General features: G+C 65.2%; 5 protein-coding genes, 1 tRNA gene and 3 rRNA genes. 8 read left to right on the top strand and 1 reads right to left on the bottom strand.

The genetic code is table 11. From position 1 onward, the window contains the following. Positions 1-121 precede the first annotated feature (121 nt). The 8 genes from thyX to OHA99_RS09555 all read left to right on the top strand — a co-directional run bounded on the left by thyX (position 122) and on the right by OHA99_RS09555 (position 10,396). Positions 122-862, top strand: coding sequence for an FAD-dependent thymidylate synthase (gene thyX / locus OHA99_RS09590; protein ID WP_153177663.1), 741 nt, complete (start codon positions 122-124; stop codon positions 860-862). Positions 863-1,081: 219 nt separating this feature from the next. Beyond that, the gene (dapA, locus tag OHA99_RS09585) at positions 1,082-1,981 is read left to right on the top strand and encodes a 4-hydroxy-tetrahydrodipicolinate synthase (protein WP_007387860.1); all 900 of its coding nucleotides are present in this window, start codon (positions 1,082-1,084) and stop codon (positions 1,979-1,981) included. A gap of 154 nt (positions 1,982-2,135) precedes the next feature. Beyond that, positions 2,136-3,821, top strand: a complete 1,686-nt coding sequence (locus tag OHA99_RS09580) for a ribonuclease J (RefSeq protein WP_153177662.1) — start codon at positions 2,136-2,138, stop codon at positions 3,819-3,821. A 494-nt stretch (positions 3,822-4,315) separates the two neighbouring features. Further along, positions 4,316-5,844, top strand: a 16S ribosomal RNA gene (locus OHA99_RS09575). Between the two features lie 296 nt (positions 5,845-6,140). Continuing rightward, positions 6,141-9,263, top strand: a 23S ribosomal RNA gene (locus OHA99_RS09570). Positions 9,264-9,347: 84 nt separating this feature from the next. Beyond that, positions 9,348-9,464, top strand: a 5S ribosomal RNA gene (gene rrf / locus OHA99_RS09565). Together the 16S, 23S and 5S rRNA genes form the textbook arrangement of a ribosomal RNA operon. Before the next feature lie 114 nt (positions 9,465-9,578). Beyond that, complete coding sequence (locus tag OHA99_RS09560) at positions 9,579-10,241, top strand: DegT/DnrJ/EryC1/StrS family aminotransferase (RefSeq protein WP_194280273.1); 663 nt, start codon at positions 9,579-9,581, stop codon at positions 10,239-10,241. 82 nt (positions 10,242-10,323) lie between these two features. Then, positions 10,324-10,396 (top strand) — tRNA-Thr (locus OHA99_RS09555). A gap of 49 nt (positions 10,397-10,445) precedes the next feature. Here the strand turns inward: OHA99_RS09555 and OHA99_RS09550 are convergent. Continuing rightward, complete coding sequence (locus tag OHA99_RS09550) at positions 10,446-13,196, bottom strand: SpoIIE family protein phosphatase (RefSeq protein ID WP_405695333.1); 2,751 nt, start codon at positions 13,194-13,196, stop codon at positions 10,446-10,448. Positions 13,197-13,258 lie beyond the last annotated feature (62 nt).

The following is a 13,258-nucleotide window of genomic DNA, read 5'->3' as shown; positions in this document are numbered from 1 at the left end:
CACCGACTTCATTGCGGCACGGCATCGAACGCCCGATTCGGCGCCACTTGGCGGCCCGTAGAGTGGCCTCGCCAGGCGACGTGATGGGCGCCAAGCGACGAGATGGGAAGGCCCTCCACCCGTGACCGACACCCCCGCCGACGATTTCAAGATCGACCTCCGCAGCGACATCACCGTGGAGCTGGTCAAGAGCGCCGCGACCGACTCCGACGTCCTGTTCGCGGCCCGCGTCTCGACCGCCGGGGAGCAGTCCCTGGACGAGCTCAAGAAGGACCCCGAGCGTTCCAAGGGCCTGATCAACTACCTCATGCGGGACCGGCACGGCAGCCCGTTCGAGCACAACTCGATGACCTTCTTCGTCAGCGCCCCGATCTTCGTCTTCCGCGAATTCATGCGGCACCGCGTCGGCTGGTCCTACAACGAGGAGTCGGGCCGCTACCGGGAGCTCCAGCCCGTCTTCTACGTGCCGGACGCCTCCCGCAAGCTGGTCCAGCAGGGCCGCCCCGGCAAGTACGTCTTCGTCGAGGGCACCCCGGAGCAGCACGAGCTGGTCGGCGGCGCGATGGAGGACTCCTACCGCCAGGCCTACGCGACGTACCAGAGGATGCTCGCCGCCGGCGTGGCCCGCGAGGTGGCCCGCGCGGTGCTCCCCGTCGGCCTGTACTCGTCGATGTACGCCACCTGCAACGCCCGCTCGCTGATGCACTTCCTGGGCCTGCGCACTCAGCACGAGCTGGCGAAGGTGCCCTCGTTCCCGCAGCGGGAGATCGAGATGGTCGGCGAGAAGATGGAGGCGGAGTGGGCCCGCCTCATGCCGCTCACCCACGCAGCCTTCAACACCAACGGCCGCGTGGCGCCGTAGGGCGTCCGGCCTCATGGCCGGCCCGGCCGGGCACAGATGTACGCATCAACCATGCGAAGTGTCCGGATTGCGGCGTTTGGAGAAGTTCATCTAGCCTGATCAAAGGGACCCGGCACTGCTTGAACCCCCGAGCAGGCAGTGCCGGGCTCCACTTCCGTTCCGACCTGCCGCCTCCCCCGAGGGCAGACCCCGCCCTGAGCAACGAGTAGCGTGTAACCCATGGCTCCGACCTCCACTCCGCAGACCCCCTTCGGGCGGGTCCTCACCGCCATGGTCACGCCCTTCACGGCGGACGGCGCACTCGACCTCGACGGCGCCCAGCGGCTCGCCGCCCACCTGGTGGACGCAGGCAACGACGGCCTGATCATCAACGGCACCACCGGCGAGTCCCCCACCACCAGCGACGCGGAGAAAGCGGACCTCGTACGAGCCGTACTGGAGGCCGTCGGCGACCGGGCACACGTCGTCGCCGGAGTGGGCACGAACAACACCCAGCACAGCATCGAGCTGGCCCGCGCCGCCGAGCGCGTCGGCGCCCACGGCCTGCTGCTCGTCACGCCGTACTACAACAAGCCCCCGCAGGAGGGCCTGTACCAGCACTTCACGGCCATCGCCGACGCCGCGGAGCTGCCCGTCATGCTCTACGACATCCCCGGCCGCAGCGGCGTCCCGATCAACACCGAGACCCTGGTCCGTCTCGCGGAGCACCCGCGCATCGTCGCCAACAAGGACGCCAAGGGCGACCTCGGCCGCGCCAGCTGGGCCATCGCGCACTCCGGCCTCGCCTGGTACTCCGGCGACGACATGCTGAACCTGCCGCTGCTCGCCGTGGGCGCGGTCGGCTTCGTCTCCGTCGTCGGCCACGTCGTCACCCCGGAACTGCGCGCCATGGTGGACGCGCACGTCGCCGGTGACGTACAGAAGGCACTGGAGATCCACCAGAAGCTGCTCCCCGTCTTCACCGGCATGTTCCGCACCCAGGGCGTCATGACCACCAAGGGCGCGCTCGCCCTCCAGGGGCTGCCCGCGGGACCGCTGCGCGCCCCCATGGTCGGCCTCACGCCCGAGGAAACCGAGCAGCTCAAGATCGATCTTGCCGCCGGCGGGGTACAGCTCTGACATCAGACTTCGCACCACCGCACGACCGCACGGACTTCACAACTGAATAGGCGGGCCACCGGTGCCCGCAACCCCATACGACAACTGCTTCTGCACGAACGTCATGCGCGCCACGTGCCCACCGGTACGTGGCGCGTGTGGTGAGGAGAGTCTTTTGAGTCATCCGCATCCTGAACTGGGCCGGCCCCCGGCGCTTCCCAAGGGTGGCCTGCGGGTCACCCCCCTGGGCGGCCTCGGCGAAATCGGCCGCAACATGACGGTCTTCGAATACGGCGGCCGTCTGCTGATCGTCGACTGCGGCGTGCTCTTCCCCGAGGAGGAGCAGCCCGGCATCGACCTGATCCTGCCGGACTTCACGTCCATCCGGGACCGCCTCGACGACATCGAGGGCATCGTCCTGACCCACGGCCACGAGGACCACATCGGCGGCGTCCCCTTCCTCCTCCGGGAGAAGCCGGACATCCCGCTGATCGGCTCCAAGCTGACCCTCGCGCTCATCGAGGCCAAGCTCCAGGAGCACCGCATCCGGCCGTACACCCTCGAGGTGGCGGAGGGGCACCGGGAACGCGTCGGTCCCTTCGACTGCGAGTTCGTCGCGGTCAACCACTCCATCCCGGACGCGCTGGCCGTCGCCATCCGCACTCCGGCGGGCATGGTCGTCCACACCGGCGACTTCAAAATGGACCAGCTTCCGCTGGACGGCCGCCTCACCGACCTGCACGCCTTCGCGCGGCTCAGCGAGGAGGGCATCGACCTGCTCCTCGCCGACTCGACCAACGCCGAGGTGCCGGGCTTCGTCCCGCCCGAGCGGGACATCTCGAACGTCCTGCGCCAGGTCTTCGCCAGCGCCCGCAAGCGCATCATCGTGGCGAGCTTCGCCAGCCACGTCCACCGCATCCAGCAGATCCTGGACGCCGCGCACGAGTACGGCCGCCGGGTCGCCTTCGTCGGCCGCTCCATGGTCCGCAACATGGGCATCGCCAGAGACCTCGGCTACCTGAAGGTCCCGCCGGGCCTGGTGGTCGACGTCAAGACGCTCGACGACCTGCCCGACAGCGAGGTCGTCCTGGTCTGTACGGGCTCCCAGGGCGAACCGATGGCCGCCCTGTCCCGCATGGCCAACCGCGACCACCAGATCCGCATCGTCAACGGCGACACGGTGATCCTGGCCTCGTCCCTCATCCCGGGCAACGAGAACGCGGTCTACCGGGTGATCAACGGCCTGACCCGCTGGGGCGCCAACGTCGTCCACAAGGGCAACGCCAAGGTCCACGTCTCGGGCCACGCCTCGGCCGGCGAGCTGCTGTACTTCTACAACATCTGCCGCCCGAAGAACCTGATGCCGGTCCACGGCGAATGGCGCCACCTGCGCGCCAACGCCGAGCTGGGCGCCCTGACCGGCGTCCCGCACGACCGCATCGTCATCGCCGAGGACGGCGTGGTCGTCGACCTGGTCGAGGGCAAGGCGAAGATCACCGGCAAGGTCCAGGCGGGGTACGTCTACGTCGACGGGCTCTCGGTCGGCGACGTCGGCGAACCGGCCCTCAAGGACCGCAAGATCCTCGGCGACGAGGGCATCATCTCGGTCTTCGTGGTGATGGACTCCTCCACCGGCAAGATCACCGGTGGGCCGCACGTCCAGGCCCGCGGGTCGGGCATCGAGGACTCGGCCTTCGCCGCGGTGCTCCCCAAGGTCACCGAAGCGCTGGAGCGCTCGGCCCAGGACGGTGTCGTCGAGCCGCACCAGATGCAGCAACTGATCCGCAGGACCCTCGGCAAGTGGGTCTCGGACACCTACCGGCGCCGGCCGATGATCCTGCCTGTTGTCGTGGAGGTCTGACGGGCCGTCGGACCACCGACAGCGCCAACCTGGAGCGGGGCGCCCCGATTTGCATCGGGGCGCCCCGCTCCAGTACGTTTACATCTCCGCTCGGACGGGCACCCGATCACTTCGTGGTTCGGAGCCGCCCCGGAGGGTGGAAATCCCGACTCAGAATCTCTGATAAAGTCGGACTCGCCGGAAAGGGAAACGCGAAAGCGGGAACCTGGAAAGCACCGAGGAAATCGGATCGGAAAGATCTGATAGAGTCGGAAACGCAAGACCGAAGGGAAGCGCCCGGAGGAAAGCCCGAGAGGGTGAGTACAAAGGAAGCGACCGTTCCTTGAGAACTCAACAGCGTGCCAAAAGTCAACGCCAGATATGTTGATACCCCGTCTCTCCCGTTCGGGAGGGCGAGGTTCCTTTGAAGTAACACACAGCGAGGACGCTGTGAACGGTCGGATCATTCCTCCGACTGTTCCGCTCTCGTGGTGTCACCCGATCACGGGTAAACATTCACGGAGAGTTTGATCCTGGCTCAGGACGAACGCTGGCGGCGTGCTTAACACATGCAAGTCGAACGATGAACCACCTTCGGGTGGGGATTAGTGGCGAACGGGTGAGTAACACGTGGGCAATCTGCCCTTCACTCTGGGACAAGCCCTGGAAACGGGGTCTAATACCGGATACTGACCTGCCAAGGCATCTTGGCGGGTCGAAAGCTCCGGCGGTGAAGGATGAGCCCGCGGCCTATCAGCTTGTTGGTGAGGTAATGGCTCACCAAGGCGACGACGGGTAGCCGGCCTGAGAGGGCGACCGGCCACACTGGGACTGAGACACGGCCCAGACTCCTACGGGAGGCAGCAGTGGGGAATATTGCACAATGGGCGAAAGCCTGATGCAGCGACGCCGCGTGAGGGATGACGGCCTTCGGGTTGTAAACCTCTTTCAGCAGGGAAGAAGCGAAAGTGACGGTACCTGCAGAAGAAGCGCCGGCTAACTACGTGCCAGCAGCCGCGGTAATACGTAGGGCGCAAGCGTTGTCCGGAATTATTGGGCGTAAAGAGCTCGTAGGCGGCTTGTCACGTCGGTTGTGAAAGCCCGGGGCTTAACCCCGGGTCTGCAGTCGATACGGGCAGGCTAGAGTTCGGTAGGGGAGATCGGAATTCCTGGTGTAGCGGTGAAATGCGCAGATATCAGGAGGAACACCGGTGGCGAAGGCGGATCTCTGGGCCGATACTGACGCTGAGGAGCGAAAGCGTGGGGAGCGAACAGGATTAGATACCCTGGTAGTCCACGCCGTAAACGGTGGGCACTAGGTGTGGGCAACATTCCACGTTGTCCGTGCCGCAGCTAACGCATTAAGTGCCCCGCCTGGGGAGTACGGCCGCAAGGCTAAAACTCAAAGGAATTGACGGGGGCCCGCACAAGCGGCGGAGCATGTGGCTTAATTCGACGCAACGCGAAGAACCTTACCAAGGCTTGACATACACCGGAAAGCATCAGAGATGGTGCCCCCCTTGTGGTCGGTGTACAGGTGGTGCATGGCTGTCGTCAGCTCGTGTCGTGAGATGTTGGGTTAAGTCCCGCAACGAGCGCAACCCTTGTCCCGTGTTGCCAGCAAGCCCTTCGGGGTGTTGGGGACTCACGGGAGACCGCCGGGGTCAACTCGGAGGAAGGTGGGGACGACGTCAAGTCATCATGCCCCTTATGTCTTGGGCTGCACACGTGCTACAATGGCCGGTACAATGAGCTGCGATACCGCAAGGTGGAGCGAATCTCAAAAAGCCGGTCTCAGTTCGGATTGGGGTCTGCAACTCGACCCCATGAAGTCGGAGTCGCTAGTAATCGCAGATCAGCATTGCTGCGGTGAATACGTTCCCGGGCCTTGTACACACCGCCCGTCACGTCACGAAAGTCGGTAACACCCGAAGCCGGTGGCCCAACCCCTTGTGGGAGGGAGCTGTCGAAGGTGGGACTGGCGATTGGGACGAAGTCGTAACAAGGTAGCCGTACCGGAAGGTGCGGCTGGATCACCTCCTTTCTAAGGAGCATTTCTTACCGGCCTTCGGGCTGGTCAGAGGCCAGGATGTGAGCGAACGTCTCGCACTGGTTGCTCATGGGTGGAACGTTGACTACTCGGCACGATCAGGATGAGGACTGCTAGTACTGCTTCGGCGTGGAACGCAGGATCTTGACTGAACGTGTCGGGCACGCTGTTGGGTGTCTGAGGGAATGAGTTTCCTTCAGTTGCCGGCCCCAGTGCACTCGGGAGTTTTTTCCGGGGTGATGGGTGGTTGGTCGTTGTTTGAGAACTGCACAGTGGACGCGAGCATCTGTGGCCAAGTTTTTAAGGGCGCACGGTGGATGCCTTGGCACCAGGAACCGATGAAGGACGTGGGAGGCCACGATAGGCCCCGGGGAGTCGTCAACCAGGCTTTGATCCGGGGGTGTCCGAATGGGGAAACCCGGCAGTCGTCATGGGCTGTCACCCGCTGCTGAACACATAGGCAGTGTGGAGGGAACGCGGGGAAGTGAAACATCTCAGTACCCGCAGGAAGAGAAAACAACCGTGATTCCGGGAGTAGTGGCGAGCGAAACCGGATGAGGCCAAACCGTATACGTGTGAGACCCGGCAGGGGTTGCGTGTGCGGGGTTGTGGGATCTCTCTTCTGTTGTCTGCCGGCAACAGGACGAGTCAGAAACCGTTGATGTAGGCGAAGGACATGCGAAAGGTCCGGCGTAGAGGGTAAGACCCCCGTAGTCGAAACATTAGCGGCTCGTTTGAGAGACACCCAAGTAGCACGGGGCCCGAGAAATCCCGTGTGAATCTGGCGGGACCACCCGCTAAGCCTAAATATTCCCTGGTGACCGATAGCGGATAGTACCGTGAGGGAATGGTGAAAAGTACCGCGGGAGCGGAGTGAAATAGTACCTGAAACCGTGTGCCTACAAGCCGTGGGAGCGTCGGACATCAAGCTTGCTTGGTGTCTCGTGACTGCGTGCCTTTTGAAGAATGAGCCTGCGAGTTTGCGGTGTGTTGCGAGGTTAACCCGGGTGGGGAAGCCGTAGCGAAAGCGAGTCCGAACAGGGCGATTCAGTAGCACGCTCAAGACCCGAAGCGGAGTGATCTAGCCATGGGCAGGTTGAAGCGGCTGTAAGAGGTCGTGGAGGACCGAACCCACCAGGGTTGAAAACCTGGGGGATGACCTGTGGTTAGGGGTGAAAGGCCAATCAAACTCCGTGATAGCTGGTTCTCCCCGAAATGCATTTAGGTGCAGCGTCGTGTGTTTCTTGCCGGAGGTAGAGCACTGGATAGGCGATGGGCCCTACCGGGTTACTGACCTTAGCCAAACTCCGAATGCCGGTAAGTGAGAGCGCGGCAGTGAGACTGTGGGGGATAAGCTCCATGGTCGAGAGGGAAACAGCCCAGAGCATCGACTAAGGCCCCTAAGCGTACGCTAAGTGGGAAAGGATGTGGAGTCGCACAGACAACCAGGAGGTTGGCTTAGAAGCAGCCACCCTTGAAAGAGTGCGTAATAGCTCACTGGTCTAGTGATTCCGCGCCGACAATGTAGCGGGGCTCAAGCGTACCGCCGAAGTCGTGTCATTGCAGCAATACGGCCAACGCCGGCTGTGATGGGTAGGGGAGCGTCGTGTGCCGGGTGAAGCAGCCGCGGAAGCGAGTTGTGGACGGTTCACGAGTGAGAATGCAGGCATGAGTAGCGATACAAACGTGAGAAACGTTTGCGCCGATTGACTAAGGGTTCCTGGGTCAAGCTGATCTGCCCAGGGTAAGTCGGGACCTAAGGCGAGGCCGACAGGCGTAGTCGATGGATAACCGGTTGATATTCCGGTACCCGCTGTGAAGCGTCAAACATCGAACCAGGCGATGCTAAGTCCGTGAAGCCGCCCTGATCTCTTCGGAGTTGAGGGGAGTGGTGGAGCCGACGAACCAGACTTGCAGTAGGTGAGTGATGGGGTGACGCAGGAAGGTAGTCCATCCCGGGCGGTGGTTGTCCCGGGGTAAGGGTGTAGGCCGTGCGGTAGGTAAATCCGTCGCACATAAGGCTGAGACCTGATGCCGAGCCGATTGTGGTGAAGTGGATGATCCTATGCTGTCGAGAAAAGCCTCTAGCGAGTTTCATGGCGGCCCGTACCCTAAACCGACTCAGGTGGTCAGGTAGAGAATACCGAGGCGTTCGGGTGAACTATGGTTAAGGAACTCGGCAAAATGCCCCCGTAACTTCGGGAGAAGGGGGGCCACACCCGGTGACCGGATTTACTCCGTGAGCTGGGGGTGGCCGCAGAGACCAGCGAGAAGCGACTGTTTACTAAAAACACAGGTCCGTGCGAAGCCGTAAGGCGATGTATACGGACTGACGCCTGCCCGGTGCTGGAACGTTAAGGGGACCGGTTAGTCACATTTCGGTGTGGCGAAGCTGAGAACTTAAGCGCCAGTAAACGGCGGTGGTAACTATAACCATCCTAAGGTAGCGAAATTCCTTGTCGGGTAAGTTCCGACCTGCACGAATGGCGTAACGACTTCTCGACTGTCTCAACCATAGGCCCGGTGAAATTGCACTACGAGTAAAGATGCTCGTTTCGCGCAGCAGGACGGAAAGACCCCGGGACCTTTACTACAGTTTGATATTGGTGTTCGGTTCGGCTTGTGTAGGATAGCTGGGAGACTTTGAAACTCGCACGCCAGTGTGGGTGGAGTCGTCGTTGAAATACCAGTCTGGTCGTGCTGGATGTCTAACCTGGGTCCGTGATCCGGATCAGGGACAGTGTCTGATGGGTAGTTTAACTGGGGCGGTTGCCTCCTAAAGAGTAACGGAGGCGCCCAAAGGTTCCCTCAGCCTGGTTGGCAATCAGGTGTTGAGTGTAAGTGCACAAGGGAGCTTGACTGTGAGACCGACGGGTCGAGCAGGGACGAAAGTCGGGACTAGTGATCCGGCGGTGGCTTGTGGAAGCGCCGTCGCTCAACGGATAAAAGGTACCCCGGGGATAACAGGCTGATCTTCCCCAAGAGTCCATATCGACGGGATGGTTTGGCACCTCGATGTCGGCTCGTCGCATCCTGGGGCTGGAGTCGGTCCCAAGGGTTGGGCTGTTCGCCCATTAAAGCGGTACGCGAGCTGGGTTTAGAACGTCGTGAGACAGTTCGGTCCCTATCCGCTGTGCGCGTAGGAGTCTTGAGAAGGGCTGTCCCTAGTACGAGAGGACCGGGACGGACGAACCTCTGGTGTGCCAGTTGTTCTGCCAAGGGCATGGCTGGTTGGCTACGTTCGGGAGGGATAACCGCTGAAAGCATCTAAGCGGGAAGCCTGCTTCGAGATGAGGACTCCCACCCCCTTGAGGGGTTAAGGCTCCCAGTAGACGACTGGGTTGATAGGCCGGATCTGGAAGCACCGTGAGGTGTGGAGGTGACCGGTACTAATAGGCCGAGGGCTTGTCCTCAGTTGCTCGCGTCCACTGTGTTGGTTCTGAAACCACGAACAACCCCACGTCCACAGCGTGGTGCGGTTGAGTGTTTCATAGTGTTTCGGTGGTCATAGCGTAGGGGAAACGCCCGGTTACATTTCGAACCCGGAAGCTAAGCCTTACAGCGCCGATGGTACTGCAGGGGGGACCCTGTGGGAGAGTAGGACGCCGCCGAACAAATATTGGAAGGGCTGGTCCCGGAACTTCGGTTCCGGTACCAGCCCTTTTTTGTTGTCTGTCACTTCGAGTTCACGTTGGACCCCGACCATCCCACACATGGGTACTGCAGCAATGCTCAGGGCCGCCGGCGTGGGCGTCGGTGACGAGGTCGTCGTACCTGCCTTCGGAAACGTGGAAGTCGCCGAGGCCGTGGCTCTCGTGGGCGCGTCGCCGGTGTTCGCCGACATAGATCCGACGACATACTGCCTGGATGCTTCCCTGGTGGAGGCGGCGCTGACGCCTCGGACCGCGGCCGTGGTCGTTGTGCACCGGTTCGGGCGGCCTGCGGACATGGGCGCACTGCACAGGATCGGACAGCGGCACGGCCTGCTCGTGCTGGAGCACGGCGAGTCCGAGGGACCGTACGACGAGATAGCGCGCCGCAGACAGCGTGCGGCCTACCTCGACGGGAAGTTGAGGGGCGTGCGCACCCCGGACTGGGGCGACGGGCACACGTACCAGCAGTACGTGGTGCGGGTGCCGGGGAACGGGCGGCCGGACCGGGACGCCTTCGCCCGGGCGGTGCGGGGGCGGGGAGTCGAATGCCGGGTGCCGGTGAAGGCGCCCGTGCACCGAATGCCCGGATTCCGGCGGTGCGTGGCGCTGCCGGAGACGGAGCGGGCCGTCGACGAGACGCTCGCGCTGCCCGTCGAAGCCGCGTTGACCAAGCGGGACATGCAGCGAATCGTGTCCGCCTGCAATGCGCTCGGAGGGCTGCTGCAACCCGCCTACTGACGACCAGTCCGTGGTTGGGAGCACCGGCTTGTTCGGGGTATGATCTATTCCGTTGCCGCGAGGGAAGCCTCGAAAGCGACAGGCCCCTATAGCTCAGTCGGTAGAGCGTCTCCATGGTAAGGAGAAGGTCAACGGTTCGATTCCGTTTGGGGGCTCCCACAGAAAGGCCCCGCCCACTCGGGCGGGGCCTTTCGCATGCCCTGGTCAGTCCGCGTGGGGCTCCGGGACGCGCATCGCGAGGATCGCCATGTCGTCGGACGGGGCGTCGGACGCGAAGCGCTCCACCGCGCGCATGATGCGGGCGGCCACCGCGCCGGCCGTGAGGCCCGTGCAGGTCGTCAGGACGTCGGCGAGGCCGTCGTCGCCCAGCATGCGCGTGCCCTCGCGGCGTTCGGTGACGCCGTCCGTGACACAGAGCAGGACGTCGCCCGGGTCGAGGGTGACCGTCTGCTCGTAGAGCTCCAGATCCTCGATGACGCCGAGGAGGGGCTGCGGTTCGGCCGCCGGCTCGACCGTGCCGTCCTGGCGCAGACGCAGAGGGAGCGGGTGGCCGGCGCAGACCACCTTCAGCTCGGCGCTGCCGTCCTCCTGCGGGCGCATCTCGCCGTACAGCAGCGTGAGGAAGCGGCTGCGGGCGCCCTCGTCGAGGATGGCGGAGTTGAGGCGCTGCAGGACCTCCGGGCCGCTGAGGCCCTCGCGGGCCAGCAGGCGCAGGGCGTGCCGGGCCAGGCCCGTGACGGCCGCCGCGTTGGGGCCCGTACCGCAGACGTCGCCGATGGCGAAGCCGTACGCGTCGTCGCTGATGGGGAAGAGGTCGTAGAAGTCGCCGCCGACCTCGTTGCCCTCGCCCGCGGCGCGGTAGATGACGTCGACCTCCACGCCGTCCACGACGGGGAGTTCCGGGGGCAGGAGGCTGCGCTGGAGGGACTGGCTGATGGCCGTGCGCTCCGAGTACAGCCGGGCGTTGTCCAGGGCCAGGGCGGCCCTGCGGGACAGGTCCTCGGCGAGTTCGAGGATCTCCTGGCGGAAGTGGTCGTCGGTGGGCTTGCCGAGCGTGAGCATGCCGATGACGCGGTTGCGGGCGACCAGCGGCAGGACGACGGTCTCGCCGCCGACGGCGGAGGCCGTGGCGAGGGTCGGGCCGATGCCGGTGCTCAGCGGCTGCGGCGTACCGCCGCTGAGGCCGAGGTCGCGCATGGAGGTGCGCAGCGCCGCCTGGTGGGCCATCTCCGCGGGGGCCGTCCACACCCGGGCGCCCGGCGTGGGCACCGGGTCGGGCGGGGCGATCTTCGAGAGCAGGGACTTGATGCCGTCGATCAACTCCTCGTCCTCGTGCAGGACGTACGAGAGGTACGGGTCCGAGGACTGGTCGGCGATCGTGTAGACGGCGCACCAGGTGGCCAGTGTGGGGACCGTCATCTGGGCCATCAGGGCCAGGGTCTGGTCGCGGTCCAGGGTGCCGGCGAGGAGGTCGGAGGCCTCGACGAGGAAGCTGAGGGAGCCGCGGCGCAGCCGCTCCAGCTCGCCCAGGCGCGCCGACTCGACGGCCAGGGCGATGCGGTCGGCGGCGAACTGGAGGCGCAGCGCCTCCTCGTTGGAGTACCGGCCGGCGGCCTCGGCCGCGACGCCGAGGGAGCCGGTGAGGCGGCCCTCGACCTTGAGCGGAACGGTGACGACCGAGCGCATGCCCGTGCTGTTGAGGAGCGGGACGGCGCCGGGGACGGACTCGAGGTCGTCGTGGACGGCGGGCATGCGCGCCGAGCCGTAGCGTCCGGGGCCCGCCTCGACGGGGACGCGGGCGAAGCGCTGGCGGGCGGAGGGCAGGCCGGTGGAGGCGCGGACCTCCAACTCCGTTTCGTCGTCGGTCGCCAGGAGCAGGAAGGCGGCGTCGGCGTCGAGCATGTCGCGGGCGCGTTCGACCGTGCGCTGGAGGAGGCCGTCGAGGTCGTCCGGGGCGGGGGAGCCGATGAACACCTCGAAGGGGTCGGCACTCTGGCCCTCGGCGGAGGGGGAGTCGGGGGCCGGTACCCGCAACGGGGTTTGCAGCACCGCGCGTTCGTGGTCGCGGACGAGGAGGCAGACCGTGGAGGGCTCGCCGTCGGCGTCGCGGACGCGGAGGTGGGAGGCGTAGACCGGGGTGACGCGGCCGTCGGCGCCCCTTATGCCGTAGCTGCCCTCCCAGCGGGAGAGCTGGAGGGCCTCGGCGATGCCGGTGCTGGTGCCGGGGGTGTGCGGCCAGGCGGCGAGGTCGGTCAGCGGCTTGCCGGTGACCTGGTCGGCGGCGTAGCCGAAGAGGTCCTCGGCGTCCTCGTTCCACGACGTGACGGCGCCGGTGCGGTCGATCTGGACGACGGCGACGCGGACCCGGCCGTCGGCGAGCGGCAGCAGGGCGGCCGGGAGGGAGGGACCGGCGGCGCGGGTGCCGACCGGGCGCTCGGGCAGATGGAGGTGGAACCAGACGTTCTTGAGCGTGGGCGTGTACTCCACGCCCCAGCGGTCGGCCAGTGCCGCGCACAGCTGGAGGCCGCGGCCGCCCTCGCGGTCGAGGCTGCCCATGGTGGCGGGGGAGCCCTGGAGCGGGACCTCGCGCTCCGGATAGTGGTCGGCGACCTCGATCCGTACGCCGTCGTCGCTGCGCAGGCACACGACGTCCGCGGTGGTGCCCGCGTGCACCACCGCGTTGGTCACCAGTTCGCTGGTGAGCACCACGGCGTCGTCGACGATGTCGGCATGGCCCCAGCCCTGGAGCGTGTCGCGGACGAAGGACCGGGCACTCGCCACGGATCGCCCCACGGGCTCGAAGCTGGCGGCCGCGCGCGCGGTGATCACAGAACTTCCCGACCCTCTCTCCCCGTGCACGGCCTCATGGCCGAGCGGCTGGTGCCGCTGCTGCGGCAGTCCACCCGTCGGCCCGGGATCCGGGGGCTGCCCCCCCGGGATCAGTCCGGTGGTCATTCCGGCCGCCCCTCCGATGCCCGCTCGTCTCCGTGCCACCGCCCAGACCGGACGGACCGGTA

It is taken from the genome of Streptomyces coelicoflavus (genome assembly GCF_045041415.1).
Taxonomy (GTDB): domain Bacteria; phylum Actinomycetota; class Actinomycetes; order Streptomycetales; family Streptomycetaceae; genus Streptomyces; species Streptomyces coelicoflavus.
The sequence above is the reverse complement of the archived record's forward strand: the minus strand, read 5'-3'. Positions and strand labels throughout refer to the sequence as shown.